Origin of the sequence: Synechococcus sp. PCC 7336, assembly GCF_000332275.1 — a bacterium.
GTDB lineage: Bacteria > Cyanobacteriota > Cyanobacteriia > Thermostichales > PCC-7336 > PCC-7336.
This window is the reverse complement of sequence record NZ_CM001776.1, coordinates 2720552-2742821: the sequence shown is the minus strand read 5'-3', so window position 1 is coordinate 2742821 and position 22270 is coordinate 2720552. Positions and strand designations below refer to the sequence as shown.

Below are 22270 nucleotides of genomic sequence, written 5' to 3'. Positions count from 1 at the left end.
GAATAGGCAAAGGAGTCTCGAAGACATGGTGAAACTGCGGTTGAAGCGCTTCGGTAAAAAGCGGGAAGCCAGCTATCGGATTGTGGCTATCGACAGTCGCGCTCGCCGTCAGGGTCGTCCCATCGAAGAGTTGGGCTACTACAATCCCCGTACCAAAGAAACTATCCTCAAAGTGGCAGAAATTGCTAAATGGCTGCGCCGAGGCGCTCAACCCAGCGACACCTTAGATTCTTTATTCAAAAAAGCTCGCATTTACGAAATGGTGAAATCTGGTGTCGAAATTTCCAGCGAGCCCATCACCATTGCTTCCTCTGAGAAGGTAGAAGAGTCTGTCGTGGCAGAGGAGCCCGTAACGGTAGCAGAGCCCGCCCCTGCAGCAGAGGCAGAGACTGTTGGAACGTCCGAAGCTGAGGCTGACAGTGTAGAAGCCCCAGTTGCCGATGCCGAAGAAACTGCTGAGATGGCAGCGGACACAGCAGAAAAGGTAGAAGAGTCCGTATCGGCAGAGGAACCCGTAGCGGCAGAAGAATCCGTAACGGTAGAGGAGTCCGTCGCAGAAGAAGCTCCTGCAACAGAGGCAGAGACCGTTGAAACGTCTGAAGCTGAGGCTGAGGCTGACAGTGTAGAAGCTACTGTTGCCGATGCCGAAGAAACCGCTGAGACGGAACCGGACGCAGAAGAAGCCGCCGACACAGAAACGACTGAAGAAGTGGCTGCTACCGCCTAGCGCGATCGCGAACGGTTGGATGTTGCAATGAAGTGGGTTGGCAGCACATGCCGGATTACATCGGTCTCACTCGGATGCTATTGGAGCCGCTGTTGGAAGAAGGCAGCAGCTTGGCTGTGGACTGCGAAACCACCTGCGGCGGCAAGCGAATTCTGTTGCGGGCCTCCTTCAGCCAAGAGGATAAGGGCCGCGTGTTCGGTCGCGGCGGACGGACGATTCATGCTGTCCGGCAAGTGCTGAGCGCTGCTGGCGAGCTGGCCCACCAGCGAGTGCAACTCGATGTAGGCGATCGCGATCGCCCTAGCAGCCCTCGGGGGCGACGGCGGTAGATGGCAAGATCGGCCGCCCTACAAGCGGGCATGAGTGTGTGAATGTTGCTTGACGTTATCTGCATCGCTCGGTTCGTAGACAACATCGAGAATGCGTTTGGGTTCGGGATTGTAGTTGAGAGCAAAGGGCTGCGAGTCGGGGGTTGCCGTTTCGCCGATGGGCAGATGCTTGAAATCGGATTTAGAGCGATAGGAGCGGACAGCCGCCTGGGCTCGCTCCACAAATGCGTTAGCGGGGATAGTACCTGCAGGAACGATGTCGGCGGGCAAGACAGGGGTGCCGTCTTGCACTAACTCGGCGTATGTGGTGGCGTAGAGCAGTTGGTAGGAAGATGTGCGAGCAGCGCTGTAAAGGCAATCCAACTCGGCAGCAGGCAAGGGTTCTGCCACGAGAATTTCTTCCAGGCGTCCTTCTTCGTTGCGTTTGAAGCAGGTAGCAACGCCTAAAACGAGATATTCTAATCCCTGGACTTCATTGGAGCTAAGGCTGGCAGTCATATCAATCGAGCCGCACAACGGCAGTAAATGTAGAGAGGATAGACACCTCAGCCTTGCAGACTGAGCTTGCTTTGCCAGTTTAGAGGGTTTTCTCAGGGCATTCGATCGACTTCACAAAATGCTAACTTTGCGTCAGTTCGGCTAGGAGCAAATTCAAGTCGATCTAGCTTGACATCACCTGAACTCTACGACGCCGAACTGCTCTCGCCGCCTAGGAACTTGGGCATTGCAAGCGGTACCGGCAGTTAGCACCTCGAGCTGCATAGATCTAAGTTGTCGAGTTCCACGACCGACAAACTCTACTGCGAACTCTATAAATAATAATGTTTTGCTTGGAATATCTTCATTTTCTCTTAAGACCTAGATCGGGAAGGACATCCATTTTAGATAGAGACACCGCGATTGATTCTAGATTCGTTTTGTCCCAGGTCCAATCTTAATGATGACTGCTCGACCTCGGACGTTGTCACGATTTTAGAAAGTCATCAATTAAACACTTCGCAACCCAAAAGGAATCCAACCGTGAAAATTCGTCACCTGACTTTGTTTGGTATCGCCTCTCTGCTCAGCTTTGCCGCGATCGCTGTAGCCCCCAGTGGATTTCAAGGAGCTAGTTCCACTGCCGCTCATGCTGGCCCCTGTGCCTCTAAGCCCTGTGCTAGCCCCTGTGCCTCCCCTTGCGCAAATCCCTGCTGGGCCAATCCTTGTGCTTCTCCCTGCGCCAGCCCCTGTGCCTCTAAGCCCTGTGCCTCTCCTTGCGCCAGTCCCTGTGCTAACCCCTGTGCCTCTAACCCTTGCGCCAACCCCTGTGCCAACCCCTGTGCAACAGCGGCTGCTCCTGCCCCTGTGATTAAATCTGGGGTTGTTTTAGACCAACTTTGCAGTAGCTTCCCCCTCAATTCCCGCTGCGCTGCCAACCCCTGCGCCAATCCTTGCGCGTCTAACCCTTGTGCCTCTTAACGCGCATGTGAACCCTCATTCCAATGCCTTACGGGATTCACTCTAAATGCAATGGTTCTGGCATCTCGCAGTTCGAGCGAGATGCCAGCTCTGTTTTGTAATGCGCCAGTCTAATTCAAATAGCCATCCAGTCTTCTGCGAGTGGTTTTCATCGATCGCAGCTTGCGGAGCGCTTCCTTCTCAATTTGGCGAATGCGCTCGCGGGTTAGGTTGAAGTAGTCTCCTACTTCTCGCAGAGTCTTGCCCTTACCGCCATCAAAGCCATAGCGAAGGCGCAACACATCCTGTTCCATCGGTTTGAGAATTTCCAATGCAGTTTGGACATCTGCCTGCATGGTATTCGCCACTATTTCCTGGAACGGGCGATCGGAATTGCGATCTTCCAGCAAGTCCCCCAGTCGAGTTTCCCCTTCGGGGCCGACGGTGACATCGAGGGAGATGGGCAGCGACGCCGATTGCTGAATGGTGCGCAGTTTCTTTAGCTTTACCCCCATTGCATCGGCCAGTTCCTCTTCAGTGGGGCGGCGGCCGTATTCCTTTGAGAGATCGCGGATGGAACGCTTGAGATGGCGCACTTTATCCACCATGTGAACGGGTAAGCGAATCGTCCGACCTTGGTTGGCAATACAGCGGGTTACCCCCTGGCGAATCCACCAGTGGGCATAAGTACTAAAGCGATAGCCCCGCTCGGCGTCAAATCTCTCAGTGGCGCGGATCAAGCCGATATTGCCCTCTTGAATTAAGTCGAGGAAAGGGACACCGCGATTGAGATATTTTTTGGCAACGCTGACCACTAAGCGCAGATTGGCGTTTATCAATATTTGTTGGGCGCGCTTGCCCTTATGCTCGATCGACCGCAGTTCTAATTCCGTCTTGTCCACATGCTTGGCGAACTCGGCGCTGCTGGGCTGGCGACCTAGGGTTTCGGCCAGCTCCTGTTGCTGAGTGTCCAGTTCAATTTTTTGGCGTACCGCACGAGAAAACTGAATTTCGTCGGCATGGCTGATGCGTTCTACACGGCCAATTTCGTTGAGATAGAGATCTACCGCATCTTCAACGCTGCCAAAAGAGGCGACCGACCTTTTAGAACGCGATCGCCGCTGAGCAGGCCGGTCGTTCTCCCCATCAGCGGCTTCGTCAGTCCAGAGTAGAGAGGAGGTCATTGCAGTCACTTAACTTAAATACGAATTTATTCATATTCATAGTCTAAACAGTGGGCTTCGAGCGCAGTAATCGAAAATCGATCTTCGAGAAGTGAGTTCCACTGGAAGGTTTGATTGGGGAGAGTGAAGCGAGCTGCGACGGACGGGGCGAGGGCTGGGAGACCGCTATCGAGGCCATCAGTCATATCGATCGGCACTGACCTCGTCAAATGGCTAGCGATCGCGGCATAATACCCCTATGTCGGTTCCCAAATGGAGGGGATCGAAAATCGATGATTGCTCCGTCGGGTGTTTTGCCGATAGCTAGAGGATTGGCGATTGAAACCGGAACAACGCTCTCGCTCCGCCAATATCGTTGGCCCTAGAGTCCGTTGGATGCGAGAAAAGTTGCAGCTCACCCAGGATGAGTTGGCAGGACGTTTAGCTCGATATGGAATCACTCTAGATTATGTCAAGATCGGGCAGATCGAGAACGGCAAGCGCCGCGTGATTGATTGGGAATTAGTGGCCATGGCAAAGGCTTTAGGGGTTTCTATCACCTGGCTGCTGAGTGGCGATGAGGAGTCTTGGTAGGCGATCGCGCGATCGCCACCTCGGCTGCGACCATCGGGATCGAAAATCGTTTATCTGCCAGCACCCGCATTGCCCAGCCATCAGGGGTTAGCGATCGCAAAAGCCTTAAACCGCTCCAAATCCGCTTGCAGAGTCGATTCGACAATGCGATCGATAAATGGGATTTGCAGGATAGCGGCCAGCCAGCCGGGAACGGAGTAGGCAATGGAAAGACGAACGATGGTGCCGTCCGCTTTGCGATCGTAAAAGCGCAAGCAGCCTCGGTTGTGCAGTCCATCCACCGATTCCCATTCAATGCGCTGTTGGTGGATAACTGTATGGGTTTTAGAGGTCCAGTTGAAGGTAAAACCGCGACTGGAAAGGGTCCAGCGGGACAGATCGCCATCGAGGGTTTGGACGGAACTAATCCATTTCATCCAACGGGGTAATTGCTCCAGATTGGACCACAGCGACCAAACGCGATCGATGCTTGCGGGTACCTGGATTTGACAGGTGTGTTCTAGCCAATGGTCAGCCATGCAAATTTTTGTTGCGGAGGAAATTATGGCTTTACTGTAGACGATTTTGCTAGCGATCGCCTGTAGGTGGCGATCCCTGCGGCTCTGCCACTGACGCTGCCTCTAGCTTTGGGGGACGTCGTTGCCAGCGCCAATAGGCCGCCCCAAAATGGCCCAACCGTTCTACTTTGCAGTCGATCGCCCTAGCATGCCAAGATTACCAAGAGATTCCTCCCTCCTAAGAACCTATGAAAATCGAGCGATTGCAGGAACTCAAGCAAAAACTGATCCGCGAGCCAAACCTCGCCAAGATCTGGTCGTTTTACATGGACCACTTTGCCGATTTCCAGGAATTCACAGATCTAGGCGAGCCGACCGATAGCCCTTTTCTAGAGGCCGTTATCCCCCAGGTTTGCGAGCAAATATTTGGCAGAAAAATGCGGATTTCCGGCCTCCTCACGATCTACATTGCCGAGCATCAGTTCTTTCACAGCCCCTTGTTTGCTGAAGGACGCCCTGGGGGAGTGATTTATTTCGAAGAGGCCAAAGTTGGCATGCTGGCTGTATCGGCAGAATTTCCCCCTACCGCTGACGTCCTGTATTCGAGGTTTTCAGAGTCGTTCAGAATGAACGTACCGAAAGGGTACGCTCGCAAGAGACCTAAAGGCTTCAAATACAACTGACAGCTCCTCCACTCGGGAGTCGGCATATTCTCATTGCACTCCGAGATTAACGGCGAATGTTTCGTGATTCAAGCTGCTCTCAAATCTCTATAGAGGCACTGGCTAACCTTCAGGCTGCTGCAGATATTGCAGAATTGTTAATGAGTCTGCCATCCTCCATGGTGACGATGCGATCGGCCACATCCAAAATGCGATTGTCGTGGGTGACCAGTAAAATCGTGCATCCCTGCTCTTTGGCTAAGGTCTGCATCAAGTTGACCACCTCTCGACCGGAATGGCTGTCGAGAGCGGCAGTGGGTTCGTCGGCGAGGACAATTGCCGGATGACTGACGAGGGCGCGGGCGATCGCCACCCGTTGCTTCTGACCGCCGGACAGATTGTCGGGATAGGCGTGCGCGCGATCGCCTAAACCCACATGCTCTAGCATGGCGGCTGCCCGTTCGAGCATCTCCTGCCGCCCGAGATTGCCTTGCACCTCCAGTCCCATGCAGACATTTTCGAGGGCAGTTAAGCTTCTATGCAGGTTGTGAGCCTGGAAAATATATCCGTTGTGGCGACGAGCGAGGACGAGCTGTTCTGGAGTGGTACCGCAGAGTTCCCGACCGAGCACTTTTAAGCTTCCTGACTGAACGGAACGCAGTCCGCCGACCAACGTCAGGAGGGTCGTTTTTCCAGAACCGGAGTGTCCCATCAGAATGACAATTTCTCCTGAAAAAATTTCCAAATTGATATCGAAGAGCACTTGCTTGCGCAGTTGACCCCGACCGAAACAATGGTCGAGATGCTGGATGTGAATGGCCGGTTGGTTAGACGTAAAATTTTGCATGGTAAAACGTTGCATGTCATTCCCCATCAGAAAATATCGGCTGGATCTGCAGATTGAAGCCTGCGCGTGGCGATCGCCCCCGATAGTCCGCACATCGCCACAGTGAGCGTCAGCACCCAAACTGCTCGACTGAGGGGCATTGCCAAAGGTAGAGCTGTCGCAGCGGCAGTCAGTTGGTATAAGCCCACTGCCACCATCACACCGGGTACAAAGCCGCAAAGCGACAGAATGACAGCCTCCTCGAAAACGACGCCCAACAAATACTGCGTGCGGTATCCCATGGCTTTGAAAGTGGCGTATTCAGCCAGATGGTCGTTTACATCGGTCGAGAGCACCTGATAGACAATCACCACCCCCACCACAAACCCCATCGCACTCCCCAATGTAAAGACAAAGCTAATGGCTGTAGCGGTTTTGATGTAGTTGAGTTCGAAGTCAACATATTCCTCATTCGTGAAGACTCGCACGTCATCGGGAAGGTGGGCTGCGATGGCCTCCCTAACCCGCTCGGGATCGGCTCCGTCCTGGAGTTCGATCGAACCCAGGCTGATTGCCCCTTCATCTCGTCGGGGGAATAGGTGCAAAAAGGTGGTATGGCTCGTAATCAGAGCCCCATCATCGGCAAATGAAGCCCCCACTTGAAACAAGCCATCAATCGCAATCGTGCGCCGCCCAATTTCCGTATCGACAGTTCGACCCTCTTCCAATTGTGCAATTAAGGCTCGATAGTCTCCTCTGGCGGCGCGATCGAATAGCACGGTATCTGGGAGTTTGAGGCGATCCAATTGCTGGTTGACTGCAGGCAGATCGAATGTCGGCCGATCGGGGCTTTGGCCCAAAATCATCATCGAAGCCTTGTCTCGCGTATCGGGATTGCGCCAATCCACCGAGCCGACATAGAGTGCATCCACAGACTCCACGCCTGGAATGTCTAAAGCTTGATAAATCCGCCTGCGAGGGAATGTGCGCAGGTTACCTAAGTTATCGGCCAAGGTGCTGACGAGGACAATATCGGCCAGTAGCGTGCGGGGATATTGCGTGTTGCTTTGGAATAAGGCATCCATAAAGCCGAACTGCATAAAGATGAGGATGTCGGCGAAGGCGATTCCGGCGATCGCGGTGAGTAACCGAGTGCGATCGCGTTTGAGCTGGAGCCAGCCGAGGGGAGTGCGGCGTCGGAGAGTAGCAAACAGAGCGTTCATGATGGCAATGGGAATTGGGGGCAGATGCCAGAGTTCGAATTTCAAGCGCCAGTGTCGATGGTGACGGTGACGCGGAGATTGGTCAGTCCGCTTACCTGCTGGCTCGCGGCTTCGTCTAGCAAAACTTTGACTTCGACCGTTTTGGCGTCAATGTTGGCAGCGGGGTCTTCGTTAATAACGGTTTGCCGTCGAACCTGTAGGTCAACCTGTTCGACTCGCCCGTGCAGTTCCATATCTGGAAGTGCCCGACTGACGACTCGTGCCTGTTGCCCCAACCGAACTCTGTGAATGTCGCTTTCGTAAATCTCGGCGATCGCAACCATCTGGCTCGTCTGTCCGATATCGACAATGCCGTCAGTAGAGATAACTTCGCCGGGACGGGTGTGAATCTTGAGAATTTGGCCAGATTGGGAGGCTCTGATATAAGCCAGATCGAGTTCTGATTGAGCCCGCTCGACTGCTGCTCGAGCAGCGCGGACTTCGGCGGCAGCCACATTGACATCGACTGGGCGCACTTCGGCAATTCTGTCTAACGTGGCGATCGCTTCATTCAATTGCTGCTGTTGGGCTGACTGAATGCGGGCTAGATTCGCTTTGCCCTCGTCCAGTTGCCGTTGCGCAGTCTCGGAGGCGAGACGCCGACTATCCCACTCGGAGGCAGAGATCGCCCCTTGTTCGTAAAGCTCTCGATAGCGACGCTCGTCCGCTACTGCCGTTTGCAATTCAGCCTCCAGCCGAGCCACTGTCGCTGTCTGGGCTGCTGTATTGTTGAGCAGTTCGGCTTCGTAACGGGCAATTGTCGCTCGCTGTGCTTCGATTTCACCCGTTTTGGCCCCAGCTTCCACCACAGCCAAATTGGCTTCTGCGATCGCCACTTGTGCTCGGGCTTCTAATAAAGCGGCTTGCAAGCGATCGCGATTGTCGAGAATGGCGATCGTCTGGCCCACTTCAACCACATCGCCCTCCTGCACCAATAACTGCGCGATTCGATTCCCATCAGTCGAGCTGGGGGCAGATAGCTGGACAACCTCCCCTTGGGGCTCTAGCCACCCTAACGCCGTTACAGTTTTGATTTCTGGAGAGCTTGTAGGGTAAGGATCGCTTGCTTCAGGCTCGCGAGACTGGGAAATGACTGCCGCCGCACCGCTGAGAGCCAGACCGGCGGCGATCGCCACTGAGATCCAGAGGCGGAGAGATTTACGGATAGGGGAAGCGATCGCTGATTCGGACATCATGACTGCCTCTCGAAGAAATAAACTAAACAGTTTAGTACTGCTATCATTAAACTAGCCAGTTTAGTTTGATTAGTCAATAGGGACTTTCAGTTTTGGCACCTGCTAATGCCGCAGAGGGGTTGGCGAGGGAATTGGTACGATCGGGAAGGCTCGCTCGCAGCCCTTGACAACTCAGGCGGCGCAATCTGTCGGTCGCACTCTAGAGGCATCTATCATGGGACAAAATATTGCACCCAGTCGGCAGCTATCGTCCGAGAAGGCAGAGGCCATCTTGAATGGCGCAATGCAAGAATTTCTCGCGCATGGCTACGCTGCAACCAGCATGGATCGGGTGGCAGCAACGGCAGGAGTCTCCAAGGCCACCATCTACAGTCACTTTAAGGATAAGCAAGGCTTATTTGTTGGGCTGATTCAGTATCTGAAAGAGGAAAAGTTCAACGCGATTTTTGGTCCGCTCGAATCGCAAGCATTGGATGGAGAGCCAAAGGTTATCCTCAAGCAGCTAGCTACTGGGATGCTGAATTCCATTCTGGGCGATCCGCTAGCACTGTCGTTTGTGCGTCTGATTATGGCTGAGTCCGAACGCTTTCCAGAGCTGGCTAGGGCATTCATTTCTCAAACGCCATCAGCGTCGTTGAAAATAGTGGGCCGATATCTAAAATTGCATCCCGAACTCAATTTGCCCGATCCAGAAGTGGCCGCTCGTATGTTCATTGGCACGCTCATCCACTACGTTCTTTTTCACGAACTCCTGTATGGGAAAGAGTTTATGCCAATGGAGCGGGAGCGCTTAGTGGATGGCCTGGTTCAGATGTTAACCCATCAGGTGATCGCGGAGAAATGAGATTTGAACGAGATGGCATAGAGCGACAACTATCACTCCGCCAGTCAAGCGTTGTCGCTGCAGCCAAACGCGAACATCATGTTACGAGAGTTACCCCGAGGCAAGTATGAAACTGCTGATTGCCAATACTCAAATGGTTTTGCCCGATGGCGAACTACTTACCGGGGATCTGCTGGTAGTGCATGGCAAGATATAGCAAATCGAGCGGGCGATCGCCAACGCCAATCCCGATCGAAGTTATTGAGCCTCAGCACATCAACCAAGGCTTATCGGTCTAACCCAGTCATCCTAGCGAATCTAAGTATTTCAGTTAGATTGCGCTTCTCGCGAAACTAACTTGATTTCCAGCTCGCACCCTACAGCGCGGGCATATCGCTGCAGGGTGGCGATTGAAGGAGAGTGCTTTCCACTGCTAAGGGAAGATTCTAAACGGGTAATGGCGGTAGCTTGAGTCCCCATCCGTGCGGCAACATCCGATTGACTGAGCCCAGCTCTTTTCCGCGCCTCCAGCATTTGCCGCAGCAAACTAAATTCAGGCTCTAGGGCGTCATACTCAGCCTTCACCTGAGGATCCCGCAACGCTATTTTCTTGAGGTCAGCGTGTTTCATCGTTTTTTACCTCTGCCATCCGCTTCCGAGCAAGCTTCAACGGAAAAATCTCCAGCCTCTAACGCATTAGCAAACTCGGCTACGCAGTGTTTCGCTGTCGAGAGTGCGATCGCCCTGCCATTGCCTACGGCATTCCCAACAAAGGGCGCTTGCAGGTGGGATACGATGCCGATCTAGTTCTGGTGGATCTGGAAACGACTAAACCTGTCCGCCGCGAAGATCTGGAAACCAAATGTGGCTGGAGTCCGTTTGAGGGCTGGGAACTGACCGGATGGCCGACAGCAACCATCGTCGGCGGCAGCATCGCCATGCGAGACGGCGCGATCGACGATAGCTTGCGAGGGAAAGCGCTAGAGTTTGCCCCCTATCCAGATCCCCCGCCCCTTCAAGCGGCGGTCGGGAGCGCTTGAGCTGCTGCCACCTGTTCTCGCAATACTTCCAGGGCTGCGACGAACTGGGGATCGCGCTCGGTCGCCAGCTCCTCTCGCTTGAGTCGGCGATCGCTGGGCAATTCCACCACCACATCGGGCTCGATCCCCTGATGGTTGATGTCTCGACCGCTAGGAGTGGCATATTTGGCGATCGTGACGGCCAAGCCCGTCTCATCCGGCATCTCGAAGATTGATTGAATCAACCCTTTGCCAAAGGTGCGAGTCCCCACCAGAGCAGCGCGACCGGTGTCTTGCAATGCTCCCGACAATACCTCGCTGGCGCTGGCACTACCGCGATTGACGATCGCCACTAGGGGAGCGTCCGTCAGTTGACTGCCCGTGGCATCCGCACTGTCGCTAATGCCATTGCGATCGATCGTGAACACAATCGGACCGCGATCGATCCACATGCGTCCAATCTCGATCCCCGCCTTCAACAAACCTCCGGGATTTCCCCGCAAATCCAAAATGTAACCGACCGCACCCGCAGATTCTGCGCGATCGATCGCTGCGCGCATTTTCGCAACGGCATTGGCATTGAACTGGCTCAAGCGGATATAGGCCACTGGCTGACCGTTAATCTGCTGAGGAAAAATCTGACTGCGCACCGGGTTGATGGCGATCGCTTCCCGTTTGAGTCCCACTTCAAATTGGCGATCGCCCCGCTGTACCGAGAGATAGACTTGCGTTCCAGTTAAGCCCCGCAGGCGAGCAGCCACCCTCTCGAGACTCCATCCCCGCACCGGTTCGTCATTCACCGCCACAATCCGATCGTCTGTCTGCAATCCCGCCCGATCGGCAGGGGTGCCTTCCAAAGGAGCAATGACTCGCACGCCCCCACTCTCGTCTAATGCAATCTGCAGACCCACCCCGTTCAATTCCCCCGAGGTGGAGGTTTGCAAACTGCGGTAGCTAGCTGGATCCAAAAAACGAGTGAACGGATCGCCCAATGTGGCCAACATGACATTGATGCGCTCGTAGGCGGCCTCGGGCGTCGGCATGGGCTGGCGCAGAAATGTCTGACGCACCTGCCACCAGTTTTGACCGTTAAATGTGGGATCGACATAAGCGCGATCGACCTGCGTCCACACCTGCGCGAGCAGCTTTTGTTCGTCTCCCCACTGCAATCGGGGCTGGCAGGCGGTCAAGCCCAAACAGGCGATCGCCAAGAGGATGAAAGCTAGAGACGCGTGCAACCAGCGCCCGCCCTGCTGTCTCGAGGGCTTGAGGCGCAATGGAAACCAGTCCTTCATAAATACATCTTTATAAGCTAGCGCGGGAGATAGAGGGTCGAAAGCGATCGCGATCTCCGACTCTCAGCCTAACGGAACCGAACCGCCAGCAGTCAGAGTGGATCGGCACGAGAGGAAATATGACTAACTGTATATCGAATTTACATAACACTACAATTCAGGCCGCCTGTGATACGCTGAAACATACCAGGAAAGGATTTGAGCGTAAGGTTTTAGTTTTATGGCAAAGGTTTATGACTGGCTTGACGAGCGTCTGGAGCTGACTCCCTTTGTGGATGATGCCACAGGTAAGTTTATTCCTCCGCACGTCAATATTTTTTACTGCTTGGGTGGCATCACACTGGTTTGCTTCATCATCCAGTTTGCAACCGGTTTTGCAATGACGTTCTACTACAAGCCGACGGTGGCCGATGCGTTCAATTCGGTTAATTTCATCATGACCCAAGTCAACTTCGGTTGGCTAATTCGCTCCATCCATCGCTGGAGCGCTTCCATGATGGTCTTAGTGATGATTTTGCACGTTTTCCGCATCTATCTGACGGGGGGCTTTAAAAAGCCTCGCGAGCTAACCTGGGTGACCGGCGTTGTCTTGGCTGTGATTACCGTATCGTTTGGAGTGACAGGCTATTCTCTCCCCTGGGACCAAGTGGGTTACTGGGCGGTGAAGATTGTCTCTGGCGTTCCCAGTGCCATTCCCGTCGTGGGCGGAACCCTGGTCGAGCTGATTCGCGGTAGCGAGAGCGTCGGTCAAGCGACCTTGACCCGCTTCTACAGCTTGCACACCTTTGTGTTGCCCTGGCTCATTGCGGTATTCATGCTGATGCACTTCTTGATGATTCGCAAGCAGGGTATTTCCGGACCTTTGTAAATCGTCTTTTTTGCGAGTGAGGTCGATCGCTGTCCTCACTTGCTAGCTTTGATTATTTATTTGCACGTACAGAGAGAATCTGCCATGCCTGTCATCCGAAAGGTGGATCTGGATAACCCCAAGGTTCGCGCCAAACTAGAAAAAAACATGGGTCACATGACCTACGGCGAGCCCGCTTGGCCTAACGATCTGCTATTTATGTTTCCGGTCTGCATCCTGGGGACGATCGCAATGTGTGCCGCCCTAGCGGTTATGGAGCCTGCTGGTGTTGGCGAGCCTGCCAATCCTTTTGCAACTCCCCTCGAGATTCTGCCCGAGTGGTATTTGTACCCCGCTTTCCAACTGCTGCGCATTGCCCCGAACAAGCTTCTGGGGATTGCTCTGATGAGTTCGATTCCTGCCGGCCTGTTGTTCGTGCCCTTCTTGGAGAACGTCAACAAGTTCCAAAATCCCCTGCGTCGTCCTGTTGCGACCACGGTGTTCTTAATTGGCACGTTGTTCACCATTTATTTGGGGATCGGTGCAACGTTACCTCTGGATAAGTCCCTGACTTTAGGGCTGTTCTGACAACACCTCAGATTCCAGTTAAGTGTTCGAGGAAGGTCGGATGGCCTTCCTTTTTTACGTCTAGAGGCGCGGGTTGTTAGGATAACTTCGTGCGATGGGCAAAAAAATCGGAGAGTTGGCGATCGTGGTCGTGGGCGAGGTAGCCCAGAGGCAGCTTTGAGAGTTCGAAGGCCTGTACCTCAACAATTTCTGCAGTGTCGCTAATGCTGAATTGACCGCAGGCATCGGCGGCGATCGCAATACAGACCGAATGCATGCGGGGATCGCGATCGGTTGACGAATAGACCCCCACCAATCGGCGCACTTGTGTGAGTTCCAAGCCCGTTTCTTCCACCAGTTCCCGCCGAGCCGCTGTTTCGATTGTTTCCCCCCAATCGACTAACCCTCCTGGCAGCGACCACTGTCGGGTATCTCGACGTCGCACCAAGACAATTCTCCCATCCCCGAGAATGGGAATGATACTCGTACCAACCAGGGGTCGCCGTAGCAGTAGGCGTAAGAGAGTGCGACCAAATCTCCACAATTGGAACATTAATGAGGGCATGCAGAGTCAGTATTGGAAGTGAGCTTAGCATTGCCTGTTCTTAGAGTGTTGTCACTGTGCCATCCGCTCCAAACTAAATGCATATACCTCTCAATCAGTAAACCAGCCTGAAACTGGCCGTCACTGGAAGGCCGAAGGGATGAGGTTGGAGCCCCAACCAACTGAATACGGAACCCTAGATGACACAGAAGAACAATCGCAGCATAAAGCACGCTCAATAAAATTTTTAGATAAAAATAAATTCAATCCTGGGGAGAAAAGAAGACTTTAGCGTACAAAACCAGGAATCCCGAAGAGGACGAAGAGTTTAAATCGACTGGATGTGGACGACATCGAGCAAGAAGTCTTCGCAAATATGTCATCACTGTTGATACTTAATTGCATTAATGGTGGTAGAATGCGCTAGCACTCCAAAACTGGAGGCAATAATGACCGCATTTCAATCAGATAAAGGGATACAGACGTGAAAAAAGTCTCAGTATTGGGATTGATGGTGGTTGCATTGGGAATAGCTGCCTGTTCTTCAGAGCCAATCGCAAGCACGTCAACCCCTGCAGCCCCTTCGGGCTCTCTCAATATCTATTCGGCTCGCCATTACGACACAGACGATGCCCTATACGACAAATTTACCGAGCAGACAGGGATCGACATTAACCTGATTGAAGGTAAGGCTGACGAGCTGATTCAACGGATGAAGAGTGAAGGGGCTAACAGTCCGGCAGACCTATTGATCGTTGTCGATGCTGGGACTCTGTGGCGGGCCGACACGGAGGGATTGTTCCAGCCGGTGACATCGGAAACCTTGGAAGCGGCGATTCCCAACTATCTCCGCCATCCCGAGGGGCATTGGTTCGGATTGACGCAAAGGGCTCGGGTGATTGTTTATAATCCCGAAACGGTCGATCCCTCCGAGCTGTCTACCTACGAAGCTCTGGCAGAGCCAGAATGGGAGGATCGCGTCTGCATTCGCAGTTCTTCCAATATTTACAATCAGTCTTTGCTCGCTTCGACGATCGCCCATAGCGGTCGCGAGGCTGCGGAAAGCTGGGCGGAGGGGATCGTGAATAACTTTGCGCGGGAACCTGAGGGGGGCGACACCGACCAAATTCGCGGTGTTGCGGTGGGCGTTTGCGATGTGGCGATCGCCAACCATTATTATTGGGCTCGTCTGGCAAAGTCCGACGATCCTGCCGATCGCGAGGTGGCTGAATCGACGGCTATTTTCTTCCCCAACCAGGGCGATCGGGGCACCCACGTGAATATCAGTGGTGCGGGGGTTGCGGCCAATGCCCCCAATCCCGAGGCGGCGATCGCCTTCTTGGAATATCTTTCCACTCCTGCGGCCCAGGCGACCTTTGCCTTAGGCAATAACGAATTTCCTGTTGTGGAGGGGGTGGAGGTGGATCCGATTGTGGCTGAGTTAGGGGAGTTCAAAACCGATAGTATCGGGGTTGCCCTTTATGGCGAGAACAACCCAGAGGCGATCGCGGTGTTTGACGAGGTGGGCTGGAAGTAGACCCCACCCTTTGGAATTAGCTCCCTCTACTCTGGAACGGGGGCGATCGTAGTTTTCGGAAGCTACAGCAAGCGGTGCCGCTGTTCAGCGGCACTGCAAGTTTGCGTGACTAGTAGGAGAGTCAAGAGCAGGTGATTCAGTCCGTGCAGTTAATTCCGATTGTGGAATAGGCGATCGCACCTCTCCATTTCCCCTTTTCGTTGCTTGCGGTCGTTTTTGTCGGCTCTGTCGAGCAGCGAGAGGTGGGCGACCCCTCACTTCACCCCAGCGACGCGATCGCCTTGAACGTGCTAACCGCCCAAGCGATCGCCACAAACCCAGCCGCAAACGTTAAGGGCAAAAGCCAGACAATTCGCCACCACGATATCTTTAAAGCAATCGCGATCGCCCACAATTCCCAGGCCAGAAACCACACCAATGCTGCTAATCCGAACAGGGCTCCTAAAGGACCGCCCAAGGCTTGGGCGGGAGCCACGAATGCCCACGGTAGCGCCCCAAAAGCAATCAGAACCAAGACGGAATCGAAACGGGGATCGCGACCGAAGCTAAAGGCTAGCCCTCGCAACAAAGCCCCTAAAATTACCCAACCCAGCAGCCCGATCGAGACCCACTGCACCAGAGAGAAAATGCCAAACCCCGACCTGCGTCCCACATCGAGGGCGTTGAGGGCGATCGTAATGATGGCAGCTTGCCAAATGGGAGCCTCCTCCCGCAGCGATCGAAAGGTACGATCGGGAAAAAACCAGGTGCCGTAGAGGTTGTCGAGAAAGGCTTCCACTCCTGCTGTCCCTCAGTCACTACATCGTTCCAACAATAGCGCTAAACGAGAGTGGCTGCAGGTGGCAGGGCATTCAATCGGGCCACGGGTAGGGCTGTATTAGATCGTCCATGCGGTAAAAACGAGCGATCGCCGTTTCCGTTCCCCCTCGCACCATTGAGATGCGTCCGATCGCATCCACCGATTGAAAGTAAGGACGGTAGGGGGCTTCGGGGTTCCGGTCTGGGTTAGCAGAATAGTCGAGGGCAACGTAGACCCCATTGCGGTGCAGCCATTGGGCGGGCTCGGACCAAAAGGCAAACCCGCGCGGGTCGGAGCTGAAACAGGTGATGGGAATTGGGGACAGTGGGGCGATCGCCATTGCCACCTGCCCGCTGGCAAACCAGTTGTTGGTAAAGACAAACCCGGACTCGTTCAAAGCTTCTATTAAGTCTGGAGACTGTTCGATGCTGCGCCGCAGTTGTTCGATATCGAGCAGTTGGGTCGAGGCATCCGTTTCCACCGGAATGATGCCGCCCAATACCGCCTGGGTACTGGGGATTTGAAAAATACCCGCACGAACGTGTAAGGTCGCTAGCAGCATCAACAGGCTCGCAGTCAGTCCAGACCCCGCCAGCCATCGCCAGACGAGAGCGGGGGAGGGCGATCGCCATTGCGAGGCCAGATGTCCGAGTAGCGGCACAATGCCCCAAAACCCTGGCATCGGCCAAGTGGGCAAAATCGCGCGGTATCCCCCCATGCCGGTAAACCCGATCGCAATGGGCAGAGAGACGCACAGCAACAGCAGATACTTGTCGGGAATCTCCGCTTGCCCCTGCCATCGCCCCCAGCGAGCGGCGAGGCTGACCCAACTGCCCCGGGCGATCGCCCACCACATCGGCAAGCCCAGGGTGGGAAATAAATAGGCAATCCCCACCAACCCAGTGACGGCCAGACTGTCGAATCGATAGCCTGTGGTGGGAATGGCGCGGCTGGATTGAAATAGAAATGAGGCCCATTGGTGTTGGGCATTCCAAATCGCAATCGGGGCAAGGGCGATGGCAAACAGGCCGCAGCCCAATAGCGTCCAGGGCGATCGCAGGGCGGACCGATGGCGATCGCTCAGGAGGCAGAAGCACACCAGCCCAAAGCCGAGGGCGAGACCGTGGTATTTGCCCAAACAGGCGAGCCCGACCAGCAAGCTGACTGCAGACAGTTGCCAAGACGGACGGTAGGGGCGATCGCGATCGAAAAACTCCCGGGCAGCACAGTAAAGGCACAAACTCCAGAAAAACACGAGGGGGCTATCGGGGAGTGCGAGGGTGCCGAATCCCACTTGAAAGATGGGGATGACGCTGGCGATCGCCAGCGCGAGCAGGGCCGCAGTTCGACCGAACAGGTGTCGAGTGGCGAGGGTTAGCCACAGCAGCGAACCGGTATGCAGCAGCAGTGGCCCCAACCGAATACTCCAGCGCGTCACCGAGCCGGTTAGCCAAGGGCCGAAGCCAGTGGCGATCGCCACGAGGGGCGGGTGATCGAAATAGCTCCAGTTGGGGTGGAGGGTGTAGGCGTAGTAGTAGGCTTCGTCAAAGCCGGGGGGCAGGAGAATGGCGATCGCGATGCGAACGCAGAGGCCGAGGGCGAGCAGGGTGAGAATGGGGAGCAATGCTGAAATGTCTCTACACCAATGCCACCGCAAACAGGACGGCGGCGATCGCGCTAGCCACAATCATCACTCCAGCAGGCATTAACTTTTTGGTTTTGCGCAAGCGCACCGCAAACACGATCGCCAAAACGATCGCACAGGCTAAGGCAATCCCCAGACCGGCGCTGGGGGAGTTACTTGCGACGATGCGAGCCACGATGAGGACTGCGGCACTGCCCAGCCCGCTGATTAACGAGATCTTGCTGTTGCTCTTGAGGAATCCGATCGCGCCGCCAACGGCGACGAGAATGGCGTAGACAACGATCGCGATTAGGGCAATAGCGTTCATATATTTTTCGAAACGGTTGATGAAGCGATAGTAGCGCGATCGCGATCGTCACAGGATAAATTCTGGCACGATATCAGTACCAATAGTGATACTATAGTGGGATGGGCAACCTGCGCGACCTCGTTCAACAGATGAAGCAGAATCCGAACGGAGTTCGCTTCAACGATCTTTGTAAGGTTTGCGACCATTACTTTGGCAAAGCCCGTCAATCTGGTGGGAATCATCGAGTTTACAAAATGCCTTGGCGATCCGCTGGTCAATATTCAAAACAACAAGGGCAAAGCAAAGTCTTAAACCGAGTCTAGTCTGAAACCCGTAGTTTTGATGAGACATCGATTAGTCCCTCTCACTAGCGCTGTCGATCGCGGTATTCGCCCCCTAAATCCCCCATTCTGGGGGACTTGACGACAGCGCTAGCTGGGGTTTGGAGACGGGGAAGACGAACCGGCGAATCGCAGTCATTAAAGTTTTAGAACGAAGCCAATAGCCTCTCACAAGTCCCCCACTGGTGGGGGATTTAGGGGGCCGAGTGCAACGCCTGAAAACTCTAGGTCTCAACATGGATGCGGTTTACCAGGTTCGACAAGTTCTGCTAGCCATCGAGAAGTTGGAGGCCGATCGTGACCAATAATCTGGAGCGTTATACTTACCGAGTGACTTGGTCTGAAGAAGACCGAGAATATGTGGGTTCCTGTGTTGAATTCCCCAGTTTGAGCTGGTTAGACGAATCGCCAGAAAGAGCCTTATCCGGTGTGAGAGCCGTTGTCAGCAAGTGCCTTCAAGATATGCAGGCTTCAGGAGAACCCGTGCCAGAGCCGCTATCGACTCGACCCTATAGTGGCAAGTTTATGGTTAGGGTTTCTCCTCATTTACACCGGAAACTTGCCACACAGGCGGCAGAGATAGGCATGAGTCTCAATCGATTGGTCGCCAGCAAGCTTTCCCAATGAGAGCAAAACTCCGGCTACTCCATATTGAATCGATTCCTGAAAAACGTAAAATCGTTTCGAATTTGACATTAAGATCGAGCACTCAGAGCGGGATAATCTGTGTATCCCAGCTCGGCCCCTTCAGGACCGCGACCGTAGAAGGTTTTGGGATTGGGTTCGTTTAAAGGGGCGTCGAGTTTAAAGCGCAAGGGTAGATCGGGATTGGCAATGAATGGCTTGCCAAAAGAGACTAATACGGCACGACTGGAGGCGATCGCCTCATTGCCTGTGGCCTTAATGTAGCGTAAATAAACTCTTTATCCTCTGGATATATTACGCTCGATCGCGAATCGCGAGATTAGGGTCCTGCCGTCACAATTTGCATAGCCTCCGGCTGTAAGATTTGCTGTGCCAACCGATTGACATCCTCCAGCTCGATCGCCTTCAACTTCTGCGGAAACTCGTACAGATCCTCCAACGGAATCCCCAGCACTTCCCGCTGCAAAAACGCACTGGCCACCGCATCGGGATCGGCTAGGCTCACTGGAAAACTGTTGACGATACTGTCCCGCGATAATTCCAACTCAGCCTCGGTCACCCCCTCCGATTTGACCTGATCGAGCACCGCGATCGCACTCTCCACCGCCCGATCCACATCCGTCGGATCGGTTTGCATCGACACCACAAAAGGACCCACACCGCGACCGGTGCGGAAACCGCTGGAGATGCCGTAGGTAAGCCCCTGGCGATCGCGAATTTCTCGACCCAAGCGGCTGGCTAGGGTGTTGCCCCCCACAATGTCGTTGAGCAACAGAGCCGTCTCGAAGTTGGGATCGAGGCGCTTGATGCCCAAATGGCCGAGATAGGTCACCGACTGAGATTTGCCCTCCAAACGGGCATACTGCCGCTCGGTTTGAGCGAGGGGAGTGACTTCGGGAAACTCTAGTTTGGGAGCAGTACCCGGTTTGGACCAATCGTTGAAATACTGACTGAACAACGCCTTAGCGGCCTCGACATCGAAGTCTCCCACCAAGGCGATGGTGGTGGTGTCGGGGCGGTAGTGGGCTTGGTAGAAGGCGATCGCCTCGTCCCGCCCGATCGCCTGCAGCGATTCGGCCGTGGTCATGGTGTAGTAGGGATGGTCGGGCGGGTAAAGGGATTGTTGGAAGGTGCGAACGGCAACCGAGCTGGGGTTGTCCAAAATGGCTTGCAGGCGGGCCAGCGAGCGCTGTCGGTTGAGTTCCAACTGGTCGGCTGGGAATGTGGGCCGCAACAGGGCATCTGCCAATTGCTCCACCAGCAGGGGCAAATCTTGGGCCAGAGCCGCGCCGCCAAATTCCACCCCCTCGCGACGGGCCGCAAAGCCCAAACCAGCCCCTAGATTTTCGAGGGTTTCGGCAAATTCTAGGGCGGTTTGACGTTCAGTGCCGCTGGTTAAATTGCTTGCGGTAAGGGCAGCCAAGCCGGCTGTTTCCGGGCGATCGAAGCCACTGCCCGCATCCACTTGCCCCTCTAGAGTCACGACGGGAGCGCTGCGATCTGGCAGCAGCAGCAGCTTCAACCCATTGCCATAGACGATTTTTTCGGGGATGGGTTGATTGGAGAAATCGATCTCGGAGTCGGCGGCTGCAGGTAAATACTGTTGCAGGTCGAGCGCATTATCGGCATCGTCCAGCACCACTGTTGCGGGGCGATCGGCGATCGCCTCTCCGGCATCTGTACTCAAGTCAGAAGGAGCGAATTGGGTGGGGGTGAAATAGCCTTTGTGGCACAGCTCGGGCCGCAGGTACTGGCGGGCCACCCGTTGAATATCGGCCGGGGTGACGGCAGCAGCGGCTTGTAGGTAGCGATCGCTATCTCGATAGTCGCCAGCGAGCACTTCATCGCTGCCCAGTTGGCGAGCCTGACTGGAAATATCGCGAAAGCCCAATACCACGCCTGCGATTAATTGTCGTTTGACCCGCTGCAACTCTGCCTCGCTCGCAGGTTCGGCGCGCAGGCGCTCCAATTCGGCAAAAATGGCCTCCTCCACGGCTTCTGTCGGTTGGCCGTCTCGCATTGAGGCACCCACATTAAACCAGCCAGCCCCTTGCAGGTTGGAGGTGCCGCTGCTGACGCTATTGGTGATGTTCGTTTGGATGAGATTGCGATAGAAGCGACCGCTGCGCCCCCGCGACAGAATGGCACTGAGCAAGTCGAGGGCAGGGACATCGGGGTGGGTGGCGGCGGGCAAGGGGTACATGTGGGAGAGGAGGCGCAGGCTGCCCGGTTCTTCGAGGTGAATGGGATCGGAGGGGGGCAGGGGCTTGGCGATCGCCGGTTGGGCCTTGGTGCGATTGGGGTGGCCGCGCAATTTTCCAAAGGTGTTGCGAACGCTGTGGAGCAGGTCGTTGGTGTCAAAATCTCCCACCACCACTAACACGGCATTGTCGGGGGCGTAGTACTGGCGGTAATAGGCTTTGATTTGTGCGGGGGTGAATTGTGCGACATCGGCGCGGGTACCGCCGATGGGCAGGCCGTAGGCGGCGATGCTACTGTCTCGGGGCGACTCGAACAGGGAACTGCGGACGGCTCGGTTGAGGCGATAGTTGGGGGAGTTTTCGTAGCCTTGCAGTTCGGAGATGACCACTCGCTTTTCGCTTTCGACGGAGGCATCGTCAATGCGGGTGTTGAGGGCGCGATCGGCTTCGAGGGTCAAGATGGTATCGAGGCGATCGCGGCTGAGGGTGTTGACGTAAGCGGTGGCGTCAAAGGTGGTGAAGGCGTTAGAGCGGCTGCCGATGGCGTCGAACAGGCGACCGAATTGTACGGGGCGTTCTCGGGTGCCTTTGAACAGGAGGTGTTCCAGTTGGTGGGAAATGCCGTTGTTGCCCGAGGTTTCGTTAGCACTGCCGACCCGATACCACACTTGTACGGCGACGACGGGGGCGGTATGGACTTCTTTGCTCAAGACGGTGAGGCCATTGCTCGATACGGTCTTCCTGACTCCTTCGGTCAAGCTGGGCATGAGCAGGTTGGGGGCGGCGATCGTGGGGGGCTGGATACTGTCCGCCCCCAATCGCACATCCGCTAGCTGAGTGACAGGGGGGGTGCGGAAGCTGTGGATCTCTTTTGCCCGGGCGGGGGGAGGACTGAAGAGATTCAATCCCATCCAGGCGATCGCTAGGAGCGCGATCCCGAGCTGTTTCAACTTCACTGCTAACCCGTTCATAGATGCCTGAGTGTCCGCATTTGTTCTTTCGACATCATAACGATCTGCCCGAAG

General features: G+C 54.9%; 25 protein-coding genes. 10 read left to right on the top strand and 15 right to left on the bottom strand.

Translation table 11 applies throughout. From position 1 onward, the window contains the following. The first annotated feature begins 25 nt into the window (after nt 1–25). Together rpsP and SYN7336_RS13055 are read left to right on the top strand one after the other, a co-directional pair. A complete protein-coding gene (rpsP, locus tag SYN7336_RS28915; protein WP_017326398.1) occupies nt 26–727 on the top strand; it encodes a 30S ribosomal protein S16 in 702 nt (233 codons plus the stop codon). 32 nt (nt 728–759) lie between these two features. Next, entirely contained in the window at nt 760–1056 is a 297-nt protein-coding gene (locus SYN7336_RS13055) for a KH domain-containing protein (protein WP_017326397.1), read from the top strand. Between the two features lie 18 nt (nt 1057–1074). Here the strand turns inward: SYN7336_RS13055 and SYN7336_RS13050 are convergent, their stop codons facing one another. From SYN7336_RS13050 to SYN7336_RS30880, 4 genes are all read right to left on the bottom strand, one after another. After that, nucleotides 1075–1554, bottom strand: coding sequence for a hypothetical protein (locus SYN7336_RS13050; protein ID WP_017326396.1), 480 nt, complete (start codon nt 1552–1554; stop codon nt 1075–1077). 626 nt (nt 1555–2180) lie between these two features. After that, nucleotides 2181–2483: a hypothetical protein gene (locus SYN7336_RS30885; RefSeq protein WP_038025953.1), complete on the bottom strand. Its 303-nt coding sequence runs from the start codon at nt 2481–2483 to the stop codon at nt 2181–2183. A 141-nt stretch (nt 2484–2624) separates the two neighbouring features. Beyond that, complete coding sequence (locus tag SYN7336_RS13035; RefSeq protein WP_017326393.1) at nt 2625–3677, bottom strand: RNA polymerase sigma factor, RpoD/SigA family; 1053 nt, start codon at nt 3675–3677, stop codon at nt 2625–2627. Between the two features lie 26 nt (nt 3678–3703). Continuing rightward, on the bottom strand, nt 3704–3862 hold the full coding sequence (locus tag SYN7336_RS30880) for a hypothetical protein (protein ID WP_017326392.1): 159 nt from the start codon (nt 3860–3862) through the stop codon (nt 3704–3706). A gap of 133 nt (nt 3863–3995) precedes the next feature. Here SYN7336_RS30880 and SYN7336_RS13025 point away from each other — a divergent pair, with 133 nt between their 5' ends. Next, on the top strand, nt 3996–4250 hold the full coding sequence (locus SYN7336_RS13025) for a helix-turn-helix domain-containing protein (RefSeq protein ID WP_026100965.1): 255 nt from the start codon (nt 3996–3998) through the stop codon (nt 4248–4250). Between the two features lie 80 nt (nt 4251–4330). Here SYN7336_RS13025 and SYN7336_RS13020 read toward each other — a convergent pair whose 3' ends face one another. Next, on the bottom strand, nt 4331–4768 hold the full coding sequence (locus SYN7336_RS13020) for an SRPBCC family protein (RefSeq protein WP_017326390.1): 438 nt from the start codon (nt 4766–4768) through the stop codon (nt 4331–4333). Nucleotides 4769–4995: 227 nt separating this feature from the next. Between SYN7336_RS13020 and SYN7336_RS13015 the strand changes: the two genes are divergently transcribed. Beyond that, on the top strand, nt 4996–5430 hold the full coding sequence (locus tag SYN7336_RS13015) for a hypothetical protein (protein WP_017326389.1): 435 nt from the start codon (nt 4996–4998) through the stop codon (nt 5428–5430). Between the two features lie 109 nt (nt 5431–5539). Here SYN7336_RS13015 and SYN7336_RS13010 read toward each other — a convergent pair whose 3' ends face one another. From SYN7336_RS13010 to SYN7336_RS13000, 3 genes are read right to left on the bottom strand one after another with little or no spacing between them, the layout of a single operon-like run. Next, nucleotides 5540–6271 carry a DevA family ABC transporter ATP-binding protein gene (locus tag SYN7336_RS13010; protein ID WP_227498501.1) on the bottom strand — a complete coding sequence of 244 codons (732 nt, stop codon included), beginning with the start codon at nt 6269–6271 and terminating at the stop codon, nt 5540–5542. Between the two features lie 11 nt (nt 6272–6282). Then, entirely contained in the window at nt 6283–7458 is a 1176-nt protein-coding gene (gene devC / locus SYN7336_RS13005) for an ABC transporter permease DevC (RefSeq protein ID WP_026100963.1), read from the bottom strand. Nucleotides 7459–7499: 41 nt separating this feature from the next. Then, a complete protein-coding gene (locus tag SYN7336_RS13000) occupies nt 7500–8693 on the bottom strand; it encodes an efflux RND transporter periplasmic adaptor subunit (protein WP_227498500.1) in 1194 nt (397 codons plus the stop codon). 163 nt (nt 8694–8856) lie between these two features. On the opposite strand from SYN7336_RS13000, the gene SYN7336_RS12995 reads away from it, so the two are divergent. Then, on the top strand, nt 8857–9537 hold the full coding sequence (locus tag SYN7336_RS12995) for a TetR/AcrR family transcriptional regulator (protein WP_227498499.1): 681 nt from the start codon (nt 8857–8859) through the stop codon (nt 9535–9537). Nucleotides 9538–9843: 306 nt separating this feature from the next. Here the strand turns inward: SYN7336_RS12995 and SYN7336_RS12985 are convergent, their stop codons facing one another. Next, the gene (locus SYN7336_RS12985) at nt 9844–10146 is read right to left on the bottom strand and encodes a helix-turn-helix domain-containing protein (protein WP_017326383.1); all 303 of its coding nucleotides are present in this window, start codon (nt 10144–10146) and stop codon (nt 9844–9846) included. Nucleotides 10147–10232: 86 nt separating this feature from the next. Here SYN7336_RS12985 and SYN7336_RS12980 point away from each other — a divergent pair, with 86 nt between their 5' ends. Continuing rightward, the gene (locus tag SYN7336_RS12980; protein ID WP_017326382.1) at nt 10233–10556 is read left to right on the top strand and encodes an amidohydrolase family protein; all 324 of its coding nucleotides are present in this window, start codon (nt 10233–10235) and stop codon (nt 10554–10556) included. On the opposite strand, the gene SYN7336_RS12975 is transcribed toward SYN7336_RS12980, so the two are convergent. Further along, complete coding sequence (locus tag SYN7336_RS12975) at nt 10532–11830, bottom strand: S41 family peptidase (protein ID WP_017326381.1); 1299 nt, start codon at nt 11828–11830, stop codon at nt 10532–10534. The two genes, SYN7336_RS12980 and SYN7336_RS12975, sit on opposite strands and share 25 nt — an antisense overlap. A gap of 220 nt (nt 11831–12050) precedes the next feature. Between SYN7336_RS12975 and petB the strand changes: the two genes are divergently transcribed. Together petB and petD are read left to right on the top strand one after the other, a co-directional pair. Continuing rightward, a complete protein-coding gene (gene petB, locus SYN7336_RS12970) occupies nt 12051–12698 on the top strand; it encodes a cytochrome b6 (RefSeq protein WP_017326380.1) in 648 nt (215 codons plus the stop codon). A gap of 84 nt (nt 12699–12782) precedes the next feature. After that, a complete protein-coding gene (gene petD, locus SYN7336_RS12965; protein ID WP_026100961.1) occupies nt 12783–13265 on the top strand; it encodes a cytochrome b6-f complex subunit IV in 483 nt (160 codons plus the stop codon). A gap of 76 nt (nt 13266–13341) precedes the next feature. On the opposite strand, the gene SYN7336_RS12960 is transcribed toward petD, so the two are convergent. After that, on the bottom strand, nt 13342–13797 hold the full coding sequence (locus tag SYN7336_RS12960) for an NUDIX domain-containing protein (RefSeq protein WP_017326378.1): 456 nt from the start codon (nt 13795–13797) through the stop codon (nt 13342–13344). Between the two features lie 475 nt (nt 13798–14272). Between SYN7336_RS12960 and SYN7336_RS12955 the strand changes: the two genes are divergently transcribed. Then, nucleotides 14273–15325, top strand: a complete 1053-nt coding sequence (locus tag SYN7336_RS12955; RefSeq protein WP_017326377.1) for a Fe(3+) ABC transporter substrate-binding protein — start codon at nt 14273–14275, stop codon at nt 15323–15325. A gap of 259 nt (nt 15326–15584) precedes the next feature. On the opposite strand, the gene SYN7336_RS12950 is transcribed toward SYN7336_RS12955, so the two are convergent. From SYN7336_RS12950 to SYN7336_RS12940, 3 genes are all read right to left on the bottom strand, one after another. Beyond that, nucleotides 15585–16103, bottom strand: a complete 519-nt coding sequence (locus SYN7336_RS12950; RefSeq protein ID WP_017326376.1) for a YIP1 family protein — start codon at nt 16101–16103, stop codon at nt 15585–15587. A gap of 73 nt (nt 16104–16176) precedes the next feature. Then, on the bottom strand, nt 16177–17748 hold the full coding sequence (locus SYN7336_RS12945; protein WP_017326375.1) for a glycosyltransferase family 39 protein: 1572 nt from the start codon (nt 17746–17748) through the stop codon (nt 16177–16179). Between the two features lie 13 nt (nt 17749–17761). Further along, complete coding sequence (locus SYN7336_RS12940; protein WP_017326374.1) at nt 17762–18076, bottom strand: TMEM14 family protein; 315 nt, start codon at nt 18074–18076, stop codon at nt 17762–17764. A gap of 620 nt (nt 18077–18696) precedes the next feature. Here SYN7336_RS12940 and SYN7336_RS28905 point away from each other — a divergent pair. Continuing rightward, entirely contained in the window at nt 18697–19026 is a 330-nt protein-coding gene (locus SYN7336_RS28905; RefSeq protein WP_071590781.1) for a type II toxin-antitoxin system HicB family antitoxin, read from the top strand. Between the two features lie 337 nt (nt 19027–19363). On the opposite strand, the gene SYN7336_RS12920 is transcribed toward SYN7336_RS28905, so the two are convergent. After that, on the bottom strand, nt 19364–22216 hold the full coding sequence (locus SYN7336_RS12920; protein WP_017326370.1) for a pitrilysin family protein: 2853 nt from the start codon (nt 22214–22216) through the stop codon (nt 19364–19366). Between the last annotated feature and the right edge of the window lie 54 nt (nt 22217–22270).

Excerpts from the sequence above, each read along its gene's own strand:
- petB (WP_017326380.1), top strand. The coding sequence starts at position 12,051 with ATGGCAAAGGTTTATGACTGGCTTGACGAGCGTCTGGAGCTGACTCCC.
- petD (WP_026100961.1), top strand. The coding sequence starts at position 12,783 with ATGCCTGTCATCCGAAAGGTGGATCTGGATAACCCCAAGGTTCGCGCC.
- SYN7336_RS12985 (WP_017326383.1), bottom strand. The coding sequence starts at position 10,146 with ATGAAACACGCTGACCTCAAGAAAATAGCGTTGCGGGATCCTCAGGTG.
- SYN7336_RS13015 (WP_017326389.1), top strand. The coding sequence starts at position 4,996 with ATGAAAATCGAGCGATTGCAGGAACTCAAGCAAAAACTGATCCGCGAG.
- SYN7336_RS13035 (WP_017326393.1), bottom strand. The coding sequence starts at position 3,677 with ATGACCTCCTCTCTACTCTGGACTGACGAAGCCGCTGATGGGGAGAAC.
- SYN7336_RS13010 (WP_227498501.1), bottom strand. The coding sequence starts at position 6,271 with ATGCAACGTTTTACCATGCAAAATTTTACGTCTAACCAACCGGCCATT.
- SYN7336_RS13020 (WP_017326390.1), bottom strand. The coding sequence starts at position 4,768 with ATGGCTGACCATTGGCTAGAACACACCTGTCAAATCCAGGTACCCGCA.
- SYN7336_RS13050 (WP_017326396.1), bottom strand. The coding sequence starts at position 1,554 with ATGACTGCCAGCCTTAGCTCCAATGAAGTCCAGGGATTAGAATATCTC.
- SYN7336_RS12940 (WP_017326374.1), bottom strand. The coding sequence starts at position 18,076 with ATGAACGCTATTGCCCTAATCGCGATCGTTGTCTACGCCATTCTCGTC.
- SYN7336_RS12960 (WP_017326378.1), bottom strand. The coding sequence starts at position 13,797 with ATGTTCCAATTGTGGAGATTTGGTCGCACTCTCTTACGCCTACTGCTA.
- rpsP (WP_017326398.1), top strand. The coding sequence starts at position 26 with ATGGTGAAACTGCGGTTGAAGCGCTTCGGTAAAAAGCGGGAAGCCAGC.
- SYN7336_RS13000 (WP_227498500.1), bottom strand. The coding sequence starts at position 8,693 with ATGATGTCCGAATCAGCGATCGCTTCCCCTATCCGTAAATCTCTCCGC.
- SYN7336_RS12975 (WP_017326381.1), bottom strand. The coding sequence starts at position 11,830 with ATGAAGGACTGGTTTCCATTGCGCCTCAAGCCCTCGAGACAGCAGGGC.
- devC (WP_026100963.1), bottom strand. The coding sequence starts at position 7,458 with ATGAACGCTCTGTTTGCTACTCTCCGACGCCGCACTCCCCTCGGCTGG.
- SYN7336_RS12920 (WP_017326370.1), bottom strand. The coding sequence starts at position 22,216 with ATGAACGGGTTAGCAGTGAAGTTGAAACAGCTCGGGATCGCGCTCCTA.
- SYN7336_RS30880 (WP_017326392.1), bottom strand. The coding sequence starts at position 3,862 with ATGACTGATGGCCTCGATAGCGGTCTCCCAGCCCTCGCCCCGTCCGTC.